Source organism: Vibrio sp. HM8-C (assembly GCF_058630515.1).
The window spans coordinates 22,380-37,242 of record NZ_JBMMKS010000004.1; the positions used below are offsets into that span (position 1 = coordinate 22,380).

Sequence of the window (14,863 nt, forward strand, 5' to 3'; positions counted from 1 at the left end):
AAGAGAGCATGCAACACTCTTTAGAATTAAATCTATAAACCTAGACGGCCGATGACACTGCAACTAGAGTAATGATCTCTTTGTCTGAACCATCAGCAGCCCAGCCGAATGTCTTGATAGCCATAACGTTGCTCTTCTCTGACATCAAAGCCCACTCCCATTTGTAGCCATCATCCCAAATCAGCATAAGATTGCCTTTATCGGTAATTTCCCATTTAACCGTTTCGGTAGTTCCTTTTTTAGCTTTATAGTACTTGGCAGTACCGTCTGAGCTAAACGTTAGATCACGCGCTCCACTGTTAGAAAATGAAAAGCTATATTTCTTACCTGTAACCATTTCGTCAGTAAAGACTTCATAACCACCGCATTCCATCACGGCTTCGTTGAATTTTTCCTTTGATATCATTTGATCTGTAGAATCACCCGTCATACAAAGATTAGACATCATAGCCTCTTCTTCCGGTGATTTAGTCGATTGACAACCTGATAGAGCGAGTAGCGCCGCCGTTGTTAGTATGATTTTATATTTCATTATTATTCCCTTATTAATGACGTTGAGTGAAAAGCATTAACAATTAATAAGGTTTAGTTAACAAATGTTTTACGTCAAACTTGCAAGCGATTTAACACTGTTTATGTGACAAAAATCACACACCAATTAAGTACAAAAAAGTGGAAATAAACCTCTCATATATCGAATAGTGCTCGCTAACTCAATCACTTACTTTATACTGTCCATAGCTAATTAAAGGCACAGAGGCATTTCTGCTGTGCTTACCCTGATTTGACGGAAAGACAAACAAAATATGGCTCTTAAACCAACTATTTATAAGTTTCGAATTGCCTTAACTGATTTGAATAGAGACTATTACGATTCTTTGAATTTGACTGTTGCACTGCACCCTTCAGAAACCAACGAACGAATGATGGCTCGGATCATGGCATTCTGTTTGAATGCACATCCTGATCTCCAATTCACTAAGGGTATTTCTACTGCAACTGAGCCTGATATTTGGCAGCAAAACCTTGAAGGCCGCTCAGAGGTTTGGATTGAACTTGGAGAACCCGATGTTGACCGTGTGAAGAAGGCAACTCGTGTTGCTGATGTGGTAAAAGTTTATACTTACCAAACTCGCTCAGATATTTGGTGGAATCAGAACAAAGGTAAATTCGGATACCTTCCGGTAGAAATCGTACGTTTTGATCCGCAAGCGATTGATACTTTGTCTGCAGCACCATCACGCACCGCAGATTTATCTGTAATGGTCACTGGACAATCTATTTTTGTCGAAGGTGATCAGGGTAGCCATGAAGTTACATTTGAAGTTTTGCAGAATCTCCCTGAGTAGGAAGATCGCTTGCGAATGAAAAAAGAAAAGGTCTGTAAATACAGACCTTTTCTTGTATTAGGCGAATGTCAGTTACAGCGCAACCTGAGGAACTACTTTCGGAAACTTCTCTTCATAAAGTTCCATAAAATCTTTTCTTATTAGTTGTTCCAGATGAGTCGCCTTATCTGTTGGACAAAATATTTTGATGTGCACAACTTGTTCGCCAGCTGCAGTGCTGGTGATTTCAACATGTGGGTCTGCACCCGGCAAATCTACTCCTGCGTGCTTCTCGATAACACTGTTATAGCGACGTGCCACATCCATGAAATGCGCAAAATGCACTTCAATTCGCTCGTGAATTTGAGGAACCAACGGAAACAAATTAACGAAATCGGGAACTACGATCGTAATATCATGAAACACATAGCGCTTCATAAAATTCAGGTTCTTAACCGGATGAATGAAGAACATACTGTTAGGCAACGTTGCTGTTTTGCCAGTGTAGTGATAATGAGCTTTCTGCAGGGCAATTTCTTGAATAACCGTTGCCATCATATTGTGTTCAATAACTTCGCCACTGATAGAACCCACTTCAATCCAGTCACCAATTCGGAATGAACGTGAGCTGGCACGCTGAATCGAACCAGTAAAACACAAAATGATCTCTTTTGAAGCCACTACGATAGCAACAGCAATTGCAGTAACAGACAAAGCAAACTGACTGATTTCTGACTGCCAAAGCATAAAAAGGCCAATCACTGTAACTGTGAACGCGCCATTCTTAGTCCGAGACATCCATTTTCTTTGCTTCTCTGTAATAAAAGCGACATCACCACGAATATGTGAAAGAACTAATCGGCGCACCAGCCATACAACAAACAAAATTAGCAAGGTTAACAACATTTTGTGCGCGAATAGAAAATCTATCACCGCATTAAACTTTTCCATAATTCTTCCTACTGCAACAAACTACCACACAACTTAAGAGCCACAAACCAAGACTAAGTTCTGTCGGTATTGATATAAAAAAGCGTTGGCCACCAACATAGCGCCAACGCTTGAACAAGTATAACCGACCGAAATGGTTGATAAAGCAGTTTATTGTTTATAGTGCAAAGCAGTTTTCTCAGCTAAGGTGACGATCACATTAACCGCCTGCACCATGCCTTCAATAGTAATAAACTCATGAATACCATGGAAATTGTAACCACCAGTGAAAATGTTTGGACAAGGTAGCCCCATAAAGGATAAGCGAGCTCCGTCAGTACCACCGCGGATTGGTTTTATCAGAGGTTCAACTCCGCAGTGCTCCATAGATACTTTAGCTAATTCAATAATATGAGGATGAGGCTCAACCATCTCTTTCATATTTGCGTAGCTATCATGGATAAGGAGTTCAACGCTGCCTTTCGATAACTGTGAATTTAGCTCATTCACTTTCTGCTGCATAAATGCTTTACGTGCATCCAGACCTTCGCGCTCAAAGTCACGAAGAATATAATCCAACTGTGATCTCGCAACGCCCATACAAGCAGAAGATAAATGGTAGAAACCTTCGTAGCCCTCTGTGTTCTGAGGCGTTTCTTCTTCAGGCATCATCAGTACAAAGCGAGAAGCTATATGCATAGCGTTCACCATTTTACCTTTCGCCGTTCCAGGATGGACACTCACACCATGGCAGATAACTTCAGCTGTAGCGGCATGGAAGTTCTCATACTCAAGCTCACCAACAGGCCCACCATCAATGGTATAAGCCCACTGCGCACCAAACTTTTCAACATCAAAATGGTTAGCACCACGGCCAATTTCTTCATCCGGCGTAAAACCAATACAAATGTCACCATGCGGAATAGACGGATTAGCAACTAGCATTTCAATTGCAGTAATAATTTCAGCTATGCCTGCTTTGTTATCTGCTCCGAGAAGTGTATTACCATCGGTAGTAATGAGGTTCTTGCCATGTAACTGGTGCAACTCAGGATATTGGATAGGAGAAAGAACTTCGTCGCCTTTACCCAATGCAATATCACCACCTTGGTAATTTTCTACTATTTGTGGAACAACATGTTTGCCGGAGGCATCCGGAGCTGTGTCCATGTGAGCAATAAAGCCAATAGCTGGTACAGGATAGTCTACATTTGATTTAAGCTTCGCCATCACATAGCTATGACCATCAATTGTGACATCGCTGAGCCCCAGTTCTAGCAGCTCTTCATAAAGAGCTTGAGCAAATACTTTTTGCCCCGCAGAACTTGGACAATGATGATTCTTGGGCTTTGATTGAGTATCGTAAGTAACATAACGTAAAAAACGCTGAATAAGATTTTCCATAACAAGTTCCGCTTTCATTTCAATACGCAGCAATAGAAAACTCTACGCTACAACGCGTTATCCGACATTCGGTGATACGCAGCTTATTGCATTCCATAGTACGTCTTATTTGAAAGTAAGAATTGCTGTAAATCAGTTTTTGGTGACTTTCCCATTGGCCTGCAAGAGATTCATCCGAACAGCTTGCATTCATTTAGACACTAAGCCTTTTGTTGAACGCTATCGGCGTGTCATAAATAAAAATGTCTGTTTCATTCACTACATCTAGTTGGAATTAACATCACAAACCACTAAAAAAGCTAAAGGAAAATCATTCACAACTTTGCTGTTTAACTTTTGAACAGCTAACTTTATCCATGTCTCCTTATTTTCCCCCTAGAAAATATTTAATGCTGACAACGTCAAACTTCTTTAGAGGTTTTATAAAATCCATTAAGGCTCAAAACAAAAAAATCCCCAGCAGGCTCAACTGGGGATTTTTATTTTCACTCTACATTGTTCTACGAATTACTCGATAGCACTACTCATATCCAGAGTATTGCTACCCGCAGATAAAGTAATGGTCGTGACCAAATTTGATGGTTGTGGAATCGTTAGCTCATCGTATTGTATCGAGTCATCTGCACTTCCATCACATACGAAAGCCACTGTATATTCACCGGTAGGCAGATAGCCAAAATTGTATGTTCCGTCTATATCACTAGCACTTGCTGTGGCAAAGGGAGCAATTACATCAGAAGCAAGAGTTGCCTTAACTTCATAATCTGTATCTGTTTGATCAACAAGATCAATCAGAGTACCTCCTGTACCTTGATACAAATAAACGAAAGCGTTATCTGCTGTGGTTGGACACTCTTCCAACCCCACATACAAAGATGAATTCACAGTAACCGACAAGCTTGCTGCCTCACTGTTATTGAGTATGGTCACGCCATGTGGTTTAAGAATATAGCCTTTGTTTGAGCCTGTATTTCCTCGCATCACCAACGATTGACGCAAATCGAACTCGATAGTGAAAGATTGTGTTGCTTCCTCAGTCACTTCAAAGCCTCCAAGTTTGAGTTTGTTACTTGGCTGTTTCAGAGCTTGAGTTCCATCTGCATCATCAACAAAATTCACACCTGACTCACTGCTGATGTGCAGAATAAGATTTTTATATGAACCAACTGGAATCGGCTGTTGAGTGATGATTAAAGCCGAATCTTTTCCTTGATAATCAAGTAAGTCAATTTGTTCATAATCATTACTTGGAGAAGAAGGCTCAACATCCAAGTAAATAGATTCACCATTACTTCTAACAAGTTCCACTTGAGTGAATCCAATCGTAACAGAACTGGCTTCATCTACTGGCGCATCTGACACCGAGAATGAGACATTTGAAGTTTGAGTTGAGCTAGATTCATCTCCTCCGCAACCTGAAAGCAAAAATACGGGCGCAGTTAAGAGCAATATTGGCAAGACTTTCATTTCCACTACCTTAATTAATTTTCTTATAAACTATGGTTTAGAAATGAAATGCTAAATTAGTAATAAATGATGAATGTCATCAAAAAGACAAGCAGGGAAATCCTGACAAAATGCTGGCAGAAACCAAGCATACATTTAACTCAGCGGGCGCATAGTAATCACGTACTTTTTTCATATTATGTAAGTGTTTAAGTAAGTTACCCCCTGATTGAACTACTGCTAGCTTAAATGATTTTGCCGCATCAAGTCTGAATGCGGCTTTTTTTTTGAGCTGTTTTGCGGGACTAATCGTTTCGACGGTTATCACTTACAAAGCATATAGCTGGTTAGCGGTGCTGCCTCCACGAACACTTTAACTCCATCAGATGTAAACTCCGCATCACTCAGCAAGTCTCGAAGTGCGTGATTCCAATTGAGTTCAACGGTTTGAGGTCTTGAGGACTTATTAATAATCACGATCCCCTTCTCGCCACGACTAAATACCAGCAAGTCGTCACTGGCTTCTATCATCACCATCGGAAGTCCATGCATTCGATTGTGAAATTCGATTTGAGCCAAAAGCTTAGGTTCTTGCCAAGCATTAAGCCAACGCGGTTCGCCCAACTTGTTTTTGATGCTACTCGTATCTAAATCGGTATAAATCAGTGGCACTCCACCATCTCGCCCCAAAATATAGCTATATGCTAAACGTTCAAGCGCCTCATCCATAACCAGATTTGCAAACACACCGTTGTTAGGTATGTCATGAGTAATTGCAAAGGTAATAGCGCGATCTTTGGATAACGCTTCACCAAAACAGTAGGGATCTATTAACCATTTCAAACTGCCCGATTTTTGCAGTGCATTAAATACCGTCTGGAACAGTGGAAAGTCATATGCTCCTAAACTCGTTTCCGCTAAATAGGGCTCTAGAAACAGCTGGTACTCTTCTTTTGTTGCTCCGCCATCAGTGATGATCTCGCCAAAAATATGAACATCTTTAGTAATCTCGTCCGTCCAGACTTTCTTTAGATGTTCTATTGTCATGTGCTTAGCAGCATCGATTCTGAATCCCTTAACACCCAATGATTTAAGTGCTTTGAGATAAGCTTGCTGCATTTCCACTACATGTGGACAATCTCTTAGCGTTGGTAGACCTTGATCATGAGGCCCTCCGGTAATTCGACCATTTTGCACTTGCCACTTATCTTTCCAGTCTTTAATACCAAAAGCTTCAACAAAGTCTTCTTCTTTAAACAGAGGCTCTGATAATTCACCGAATAGCGTTTGCTTCTTATAGTACCGCGAGTTTTTGCTGTACTGCTTCAAGTCTTCACTGCTTGGGTACTGAAGATCGAGCCGCTTATTCGATTCATTCGCCATGTGGTTAAACACCACATCAGCATAGACATGAACACCGAGAGCTTTTAGAGCATTTGTCATTTCAACAAAGGATTGGGTGTCACCAAGCTGATTGTCGATGACTCTGTAATCTTGCGGCTGGTAGCGTTGCCACCATTTTGTACCATGGTCGCTTTTCGCTGATTTCATTGGAGGGGAAACCAGTACGTCCTTATATCCTGCTTTGAATATCGCTGAAGCACGTTCAGCAACGAGGGAATAAGGCCAGTCAAATGCATGCAAAATAACGTCAGTAGGCTGATGGTTCATTTGGATACTCCTTGTTACTCAACAAGCCGAATGAAAACGAAAGTGAATGCGCGGCTTGCGAGGGCTAACAGCCCTTTGTATTGCACCGAGTATAAAATATTCAATCATTTTGAAATCCACCTCAGAGTTATTTATAACGGTTGAGAATAGAGGCGTAGATTGACATATTTCACCTAGGTTTGGTTATCCTTTAACCTGATGTCAGTATAGATGCCTATAATTAACTAGACAGTGCAAACGTGTTTTCATTTACGAGACACAAGGTTTGTTACCGCTGAACAATCAAACTAGCCACTCGTTATGGAGGATAATATGCGGTCCCTTAGAATCGATATCGTCTCAGATGTAGTCTGCCCTTGGTGCATTATTGGTTACAAGCGCCTTGAAGCGGCATTGAAGCTGGTATCGAATGAGATTCAAGCCGAAATACATTGGCATCCGTTTGAACTCAATCCAACCATGCCTCAAGGTGGAGAAAATCTTCGTGATCACCTCGCTCGTAAATATGGAACAACAAAAGAAGCCAGTATAGAAGCGAGAAAAACACTGACTCAACTGGGTGCAGAGGTTGGCTTTCACTTCAATTTTTTCGAAGAAATGCGGATATACAACACGCGAAAAGCCCATCAAATGTTGATGTGGGCTAATCAGCAGCATAAGAAAAATCAACTCGAACTGGCGTTGTTTGAAGCTTATTTTTGCCATGAAAAGCAAATAGATGACGAAGATGTATTAATCCAAGTTGCTATTGATGTAGGGCTAGATAAATCAGAATGCCTGAAAGTATTAAACGATGAGTCATGGGCAAAAGCAGTTGCAAGCACTGAACAACAATGGCTACAAGCGGGAATTCATGCGGTTCCAGCCATTATCATTGAACAAAAACATCTGGTATCTGGAGCCCAATCCACAGAACGATTGGTCGAACTGCTAAAAAGCATCGCTCAGAAAATGGCGTCTGTTCATTAATGTGACTTCAGTGCACTCTATATTTCAGTGAGATCTCTATAGAAAAGGCCTTCAAATGAAGGCCTTTCAAGTACAGAAACTAGCCTGTTACTTTCTTAGTGCATTCAGTTTGGCTTGTGCCAAGCCATAAATGCTGTCTACCGGATAGCTACCATCTTCTGTCGCAATACCCACTTTCTTGCCAGTGAAGATTTCAATCGCTTCAGAGACATGGCTTATCGCCCAGATATTAAACTCACCCTTTTCTACCGCTTTGACAATATCAGGTCTTAACATCAGATTGTGTTTATTGGCTTGAGGAATGATCACACCTTGAGAGCTATGACGCCCTTTAATACAGCACACATCAAAGAAGCCTTCGATTTTCTCGTTCACCCCACCTATAGGTTGAGATTCACCAAACTGGTTCATAGAACCTGTAATCGCGATATCTTGACGATTAGGCTGCTTAGAAAACGCAGACACAATCGCACAAAACTCGGCCATACTTGCACTGTCTCCGTCCACACCACCATATGATTGTTCAAATGTAATTGTGGTGGTCAGCGGCACACGCGCCGTGCGTCCAAATACCGAATTAAGATAAGCAGAAAGAATCATCACACCTTTCGAGTGAATGCTTCCGCCTAAATCAACACTGCGTTCGATATCGATAATCTCACCATCGCCATATGACGTTGTCGCTGTAATACGGTTTGGCGCACCAAACATATGGTCTTTGGTTGCCAGCACAGACAGAGCATTGACCTGACCAATAGCAGCTCCGTCTGTTTGAATCAGCGTAGTACCGTTCGAGAAAGTCTCCATGACGCTTTCTTGCAAACGGTTAACGCGCATTTGCTGATTGTTCAATGCTTCTTCAACGTGGCTCTGACGAATCATGTTCGAATTAGCCTGCTTCGCAACATAGTTTGATTCACGCAGCAGGTTAGCAATATGCGCAGAATGCAGGGAAAGCTTAGATTGATCACCCGCCATTCTTGAACTGTGTTCGATGATTCGAGCTATCGCTTTGCGGTCGCAGTGCAATAGATTACTGTCGTGAACGATACTGGAAATGAAACGTGCATAGTGAAGTTCTGTATCGTCAGTACGCTTCATCTCATCTTCGAAATCCGCGGTAACTCTAAAGAGTTCACTGAATTCTGGGTCATAGTGCGCAAGCAGTTCGTAAGTACGGTAATCACCAAACAAAATGATTTTCACATCCAGTGGAATAGGTTCTGGATCCAACGACACAGTACCCGTTAGCGTCACTTCTTTCTCTAACGATGTGAAACTGATTTGGCGAGAGCGCAACGCTCGCTTCAAACCATCCCATACGTAAGGTTGTTCTAATACTTTTACTGCGTCCATCATCAACACGCCGCCATTCGCTTTATGCAGGCTGCCAGCACGGATCAATGAAAAGTCGGTGAACACAGTACCTTTATAGGTTGCTGTTTCTATGTAACCGAACAGTGAGTGGTAGTTAGGATTTTCCTCCACCACAATCGGGAAATTATCATCGCAACGACTTACAAGTACGTTTACTTTGTAACGACGAGGCAGTTTCTTATCTAAAGCAGCGGTTGCAATATCGCCCTGTTCGCCAGCACCTTCCAAAAAGATATCAACATTTTCCAGAATGTCTTTTTGTAGGTCTGTCAGATAGCTTTTTATTTCCGCATACTGCGAATAATCTTGCTTGAGCTGTTTAATGAAATGAGCCACCACATCAAGAGTCACATCATCATTAAGCTTTTTGATTTTTTCAGTGTACGCCTCTTCCCACTCCGTCAAATGACGAACCATGTTACGTAGCGACACTTCCAATTTATCAATCGTCTGACTGAAGTGTTCTTGCTCTTTTTTCGTCAAGGCATCAAAGGTTTCTTCGGTATGTAGCTCTTCACCATTTAAAGCAACAAACTGATATTCGCCTTGGTTAGTGATAGTGAGGCTGATGCCCTTTTCTTTAGCATCTTTAGTGATGTTTTCCAACTCACTTTGTTGCTTTTGGTCGAGCTGGTTTTTCATCTTCTCAGCACGACCAATATAAAGCTCATTATCGAATGCTAACGGCATACCGTTCATTAGCTTGGTCATTAACTTTTCGATATCTTGGCGAAATGCACTGCCTACTCCACGTGGCAGTTTGAGTACTTTTGGAGTACGAATATCGTCAAAGTTAGCGACATAACACCAGTCGTATAAGTTATCTGACTCATACTTATGACGAGTGAGATAACGCATGATCATCGTACGTTTACCTAACCCGTTACGACCTATCGCATAGATGTTATATCCCTTTTCTTTAATCGACATGGCGAACTCAACCGCTTTTTGCGCGCGTTCTTGACCAACGATTTCATCAATTGGGGGTAATTCTTTGGTGGACTTACAAGGCAATTGTTCTAGCTTTGCAACGTGGTAAAGCTGTTCTGCGTTCAGTAGTTGAATAGCCATAGCTCCACTCCTTTGGTTTTATACTTCTTCTTTTGTATATCAAGTCTAGTCATAAAGCTTTGACTTTTTAGTGATTTAGCCCCACTTACAACGCAAGCGAACAAATAATAAACAATTTTAACAAAATTTATTATTGATAATCATTTGCATTTGACAATTTATTGCATTTAAATAAATGCAAATTAGGTCAATGAGAACAAATGATGAACTTGAAACAGTGCTGGGCACACTACACCAAAGCAGAAGAACTTCTAAAAGCCGGTCATTGGCCACAAGCCCATTATCTGTTTGAAGACGTACTGCACAACCTACCTAATCACATAGAAACCACAGCGAAAGATCCACAAGCAAAACCTTGTCAGCTTGTCTGCCTGATATCAGGATTACATGATGCCGCGATCCATCAGGCAGAAATATTGAACAATATGGGGCAGCAAAAACGAGCGTTTGATGCACTTAATCAAGCATATGGACTACTGCAATTCATGTCGATTGAGCAAAATGAGCTGATCTCGACCGTCTCTTCTGTTCTCGACAAACATAGCACCAACTTGTTACTCCATCTCAGTGCTTTTTGTTTAGCTCAAAGAGATGCAAATTGGCAGTTGGAATATCAAGACATTGAAAAAGCTCATCAGTATTTTACCCAATTAAAGCGCTCGTACGGTTTAAGTTTAGAAACACCAACACTGAACTAGATTTGGGCAAATCATAGGTTAAAAGTAGTGTGAAATGGCGAGATATCGAGTACGAATATGTTCGATTAACAAGCGAACTTTGTTTGGCGGCTGACGAGTAAAAGGGTAAACAGCATAGATACCAAGCTTCTTACCCACCAGCTCAGGGAAAATATCAATCAGTTCACCGTTGCGAAAATCATGGTAAACCAGACATCTGGGCACATAAGCGATGCCATGCCCACCCAATGCGGCTTTGCGCAATGCTGTTGCATTATCGGTTGAGAAAGTACCCGACACTTTTACGATGTAGTTCCCTTTACTTCCTTTGAATTCCCAATCACTTGCCCCTGTAGTTTGGTAAGCGTATTGCAGGCAATTGTGATTGACCAAATCTTCAGGTTTCAGGGGTTTACCATTTCGCGCAATGTACGAAGGAGAAGCGCAGACCACCCATTGAGAATCAAGAATGTGACGTGCAATCAAACTGGAATCATCCAAATAGCCAGTTCGAATCACTAAGTCAAAACCGCCTTCAACCAAATCGACAAAACGATTATCTAACGACATATCTACCGTTAATCCCGGATGCATATTGCAAAACTCCGCCACAGCATCAGCCAGGATCAAATCACCTGAGATTGAAGGAACTGACATCTTAATATGTCCGCTGATGTTCTCGCCGAAACCGGCTACGGCATCCATTGCTTCCTGAGTGGCTTGCTTCACATTTTTGGCACTCAACATCAATGCCTTACCCGCTTCCGTCAGGGTCAATTTACGCGTTGTTCGATATAATAGTTGGACACTCAGCTCCTCTTCCAAGCGAGCAATTCTTTTGCTAACTACTGAATTAGTAAGGTTATTTTGTTCAGCTACTTTGCTAAAGCTGCCAAATTCTACCACTTGAGAGAAGAGTATTAAGTCATCCGCACGCATCAAATTATGTCATTTTTGGAAATAATGAATTTCATTATTTCCCTATATCAAAAAAAAAGAAAGCGCTAGATTCACATTTAATTAACACAATAATTACAAGAACTCCCCTTAGGAGAAGCAATGCGTATCTACCCTGCAAAACCTCAGAAAGTGTATTTCTACGCCACGTGCTTGGTGGATTTATTCGATCCCCAAGCCGGACTGGATGCAATGACACTCTTAGAACAACAAGACATTGAAGTGATCTTCGTAGAAAAGCAAACTTGTTGCGGCCAACCAGCTTATACCTCTGGTTACGACGACCAAGCCAAGGCGGTGGCATTAAGCCAGATGGCTCTGTTTCCTGAACCCTACCCTGTCATCGTGCTTTCAGGCTCTTGTGGCGGAATGATGCACCATCATTACCGTCGCTTATTCAAGCAAGATGCACAGCAAGCTCAGGTCAACGCTTTCTGCGACCGTGTCTTTGAACTGACCGAATTTTTAGTCAACGTTTGCCGCGTAAAGCTGATTGATAAAGGTGAACCAACCTCTGTCGTCATGCATACCTCTTGTGCTGCTCGTCGAGAAATGAACGTGCACATCACCGCAACCGAGTTACTTAATCAGTTACAAGGGGTTGAGCTTCGTATGCAAGATTACGAAAGTGAATGCTGCGGATTTGGCGGTACTTTTTCTGTACGTCATCCCAACATTTCTCAAGCCATGGTTGAAGACAAAACCCATCACATAACTCAAACCTACGCGGAGACACTAGTCAGTGCCGATTGGGGTTGTTTACTCAACATCAACGGCGCATTGCAATATCAAGGGAAGGAACTTCAAGGTCGTCACTTAGCCAGTTTTCTTCTAGAACGTACGCAGGGAGAAAAACGATGAGTCAGACTCCGCAACAATTTCATATTCAGGCTAAAACAGCGCTAGAAGATCCACAGCTACGAGCGAACTTTCGCGGTGCGATGGATTACTTAAGGGATAAGCGCAAAACGGCGTTTGCAGATGCAAAAGAAGAAAAAGCCATTCGCGATTTGGCAGAGTCCATTAGGCAACGTTGTCTAAGCAAGTTGCCATCCTTGCTTGAGCAGCTTGAACAACAATGTACTAAAAATGGCATTACGGTTCACTGGGCTGAAAATCCAAACCAAGCCAATAGCATCATCGCAGCTATCGCTCACCGTCATCAGGCAAAAATGATCATCAAAGGTAAGTCGATGGTCAGTGAAGAAATCGAAATGAACCACGAAATGGCCAAACTCGGAATTGAGTGTTTAGAAAGCGATATGGGTGAATACATAGTCCAGCTTGATGGAGATAAGCCTTCACATATCATCATGCCTGCGATACATAAAAATAAGCAGGAAGTCAGTGATACCTTCGAAAAGAACTTAGATGGTTTTACACCTACTCTCGATGTTGATGAACTGATTCAGACCGGTCGCACACGCCTTCGCCAAAAATTCCACGATGCCGATATAGGTCTGTCGGGCGTAAACTTCGCCGTCGCCGAAACTGGAACTTTGTGTTTAGTGGAAAACGAAGGCAACGGTCGTATGTCCACCACGATACCTAACATTCACATTGCCATTACTGGCATTGAAAAAGTGGTCGAATTTCTTGCCGACGTGCCGCCTCTATATAGCGCATTGACCCGCTCAGCAACGGGACAAGCCATCTCAACCTATTTCAACATGATTACCTCACCACGTAAGCCAGGGGAAAAAGATGGGCCTCGTGAAGTGCATTTGATATTGCTCGATAACGGACGTAGCCAAGCCTATCAAGATGAGGAAATGCGCAAAACCTTGCAATGTATTCGCTGCGGAGCCTGTATGAATCATTGCCCTGTCTACACCAAGATTGGCGGCCACGCCTACGGCACTGTCTATCCGGGACCAATCGGCAAAATTATTTCCCCTCATTTGCTCGGTTTAGAGGCAACAAAAGATTTGGTTACGGCATCAAGCCTTTGTGGTGCTTGTGGTGAAGTTTGCCCAGTGAGAATCCCTATTCCTGAAATGCTGCAACGCCTACGCAGAGAAGCAAAGCATGAAGCCAAAACTGGTAACAGCAAAATGGAAGGACAAAACGCGGCGCACAGCAATGTCGAAAGTGTAGCAATGACGGGTTTTGCTTTTGCTGCAACTCATCCAACTTTTTACCATTCTGCGACCGCACTGACTTCTAAGATGCAGGCTCTGATACCGAATAAGCTCGGTGCTTGGACACAGTGTCGAACTGCGCCAAAACCAGCAGCGAAAACCTTGCATCAACTGATGAAAGAAAAGGGACACTCAGCAACCCAAGACGTTTCGTCTACAAACAACAATATCTCTTGCAGAACAAACAATGGTGAGGGCAAATGATGAATTCAGCTCGCGATAACATTCTTAGAAGACTCAAAACAGCCAACACGACACCACACAAAGCCGCTGATATTGCATTTGAGCCTTGGGGCTTTGATAAAAGCAAAAGCGAACAAGAGAAAATGGATCGATTTTGTCAGGCAATGACAGCAAGCCACGCACAAGTCATGCCTATAGAAAGCTCACAAATTGCTTCAACGATTCAGGCACTAAGCTTGGAGAAAGGTTGGCAGCGCGCCGCCATTGGAACTCAAGGTGATTGGCATTCTGATTTTAAGCAAGGCTTGGTAGCGATAGACGTTATCGAATATCAAAGCGAGATTGAGAACTGGAAAAGTGCCTTGTTTCATGAAGTCGATGTGGGTATCACACACGTCCTCGCAGGTATTGCTGACACGGGAGCTTTAGTATTGTGGCCAACAGAGCATGAGCCAAGAACATTGTCATTAGTCCCTCCGTCTCATATTGCGGTGATGAGGGCATCTACGCTACACAATCACTTTCTTGAAGTAATGGAAGAACAAAATTGGGCTTCGAATATGCCTACCAACGCACTTTTAATATCGGGTCCTTCCAAAACCGCAGACATTCAACAAACATTAGCTTATGGCGCACACGGACCCAGCGAACTTATCGTTCTCGTTCTGATAAATAAATAATGGATGAAAGATAAGTAATAGATGACTTA

Annotated in this window: 13 protein-coding genes; 6 read left to right on the forward strand and 7 right to left on the reverse strand. The window is 42.3% G+C overall.

The annotated features are described in order from the left end of the window. Window positions 1-40: 40 nt before the first annotated feature. Complete coding sequence (locus ACOSVQ_RS06435; protein ID WP_491981706.1) at window positions 41-532, reverse strand: hypothetical protein; 492 nt, start codon at window positions 530-532, stop codon at window positions 41-43. 274 nt (window positions 533-806) lie between these two features. Between ACOSVQ_RS06435 and ACOSVQ_RS06440 the strand changes: the two genes are divergently transcribed. Then, window positions 807-1,349, forward strand: coding sequence for a YaeQ family protein (locus ACOSVQ_RS06440; RefSeq protein WP_491981707.1), 543 nt, complete (start codon window positions 807-809; stop codon window positions 1,347-1,349). Between the two features lie 72 nt (window positions 1,350-1,421). Here ACOSVQ_RS06440 and ACOSVQ_RS06445 read toward each other — a convergent pair whose 3' ends face one another. The 4 genes from ACOSVQ_RS06445 to ACOSVQ_RS06460 all read right to left on the reverse strand — a co-directional run bounded on the left by ACOSVQ_RS06445 (window position 1,422) and on the right by ACOSVQ_RS06460 (window position 6,779). Next, complete coding sequence (locus tag ACOSVQ_RS06445) at window positions 1,422-2,279, reverse strand: mechanosensitive ion channel family protein (protein ID WP_491981708.1); 858 nt, start codon at window positions 2,277-2,279, stop codon at window positions 1,422-1,424. A gap of 150 nt (window positions 2,280-2,429) precedes the next feature. Then, window positions 2,430-3,662: a peptidase T gene (gene pepT, locus ACOSVQ_RS06450; protein ID WP_491981709.1), complete on the reverse strand. Its 1,233-nt coding sequence runs from the start codon at window positions 3,660-3,662 to the stop codon at window positions 2,430-2,432. A 507-nt stretch (window positions 3,663-4,169) separates the two neighbouring features. Continuing rightward, window positions 4,170-5,129: a DUF4382 domain-containing protein gene (locus tag ACOSVQ_RS06455; RefSeq protein ID WP_491981710.1), complete on the reverse strand. Its 960-nt coding sequence runs from the start codon at window positions 5,127-5,129 to the stop codon at window positions 4,170-4,172. 303 nt (window positions 5,130-5,432) lie between these two features. Beyond that, window positions 5,433-6,779, reverse strand: a complete 1,347-nt coding sequence (locus ACOSVQ_RS06460; RefSeq protein ID WP_491981711.1) for an alpha-amylase family protein — start codon at window positions 6,777-6,779, stop codon at window positions 5,433-5,435. A 312-nt stretch (window positions 6,780-7,091) separates the two neighbouring features. On the opposite strand from ACOSVQ_RS06460, the gene ACOSVQ_RS06465 reads away from it, so the two are divergent. After that, the gene (locus tag ACOSVQ_RS06465; protein ID WP_491981712.1) at window positions 7,092-7,748 is read left to right on the forward strand and encodes a DsbA family oxidoreductase; all 657 of its coding nucleotides are present in this window, start codon (window positions 7,092-7,094) and stop codon (window positions 7,746-7,748) included. Window positions 7,749-7,835: 87 nt separating this feature from the next. Here ACOSVQ_RS06465 and ACOSVQ_RS06470 read toward each other — a convergent pair whose 3' ends face one another. Beyond that, a complete protein-coding gene (locus ACOSVQ_RS06470; RefSeq protein WP_491981713.1) occupies window positions 7,836-10,196 on the reverse strand; it encodes a Lon protease family protein in 2,361 nt (786 codons plus the stop codon). Between the two features lie 203 nt (window positions 10,197-10,399). On the opposite strand from ACOSVQ_RS06470, the gene ACOSVQ_RS06475 reads away from it, so the two are divergent. After that, window positions 10,400-10,894 (forward strand): hypothetical protein, encoded by a 495-nt coding sequence (locus tag ACOSVQ_RS06475; protein ID WP_165314200.1) that lies wholly within the window; start codon window positions 10,400-10,402, stop codon window positions 10,892-10,894. An 18-nt stretch (window positions 10,895-10,912) separates the two neighbouring features. Here ACOSVQ_RS06475 and ACOSVQ_RS06480 read toward each other — a convergent pair whose 3' ends face one another. After that, window positions 10,913-11,812 carry a LysR family transcriptional regulator gene (locus ACOSVQ_RS06480; protein ID WP_491981714.1) on the reverse strand — a complete coding sequence of 300 codons (900 nt, stop codon included), beginning with the start codon at window positions 11,810-11,812 and terminating at the stop codon, window positions 10,913-10,915. 120 nt (window positions 11,813-11,932) lie between these two features. Here ACOSVQ_RS06480 and ACOSVQ_RS06485 point away from each other — a divergent pair, with 120 nt between their 5' ends. From ACOSVQ_RS06485 to ACOSVQ_RS06495, 3 genes are read left to right on the forward strand one after another with little or no spacing between them, the layout of a single operon-like run. Then, the gene (locus ACOSVQ_RS06485) at window positions 11,933-12,691 is read left to right on the forward strand and encodes a (Fe-S)-binding protein (protein WP_491981715.1); all 759 of its coding nucleotides are present in this window, start codon (window positions 11,933-11,935) and stop codon (window positions 12,689-12,691) included. After that, window positions 12,688-14,175 (forward strand): LutB/LldF family L-lactate oxidation iron-sulfur protein, encoded by a 1,488-nt coding sequence (locus ACOSVQ_RS06490; RefSeq protein WP_491981716.1) that lies wholly within the window; start codon window positions 12,688-12,690, stop codon window positions 14,173-14,175. Before ACOSVQ_RS06485 ends, ACOSVQ_RS06490 begins: the two co-directional genes overlap by 4 nt. Further along, complete coding sequence (locus tag ACOSVQ_RS06495) at window positions 14,172-14,834, forward strand: LutC/YkgG family protein (protein WP_491981717.1); 663 nt, start codon at window positions 14,172-14,174, stop codon at window positions 14,832-14,834. The genes ACOSVQ_RS06490 and ACOSVQ_RS06495 overlap by 4 nt, the downstream gene beginning before the upstream one ends. The last annotated feature ends 29 nt before the right edge of the window (window positions 14,835-14,863 follow it).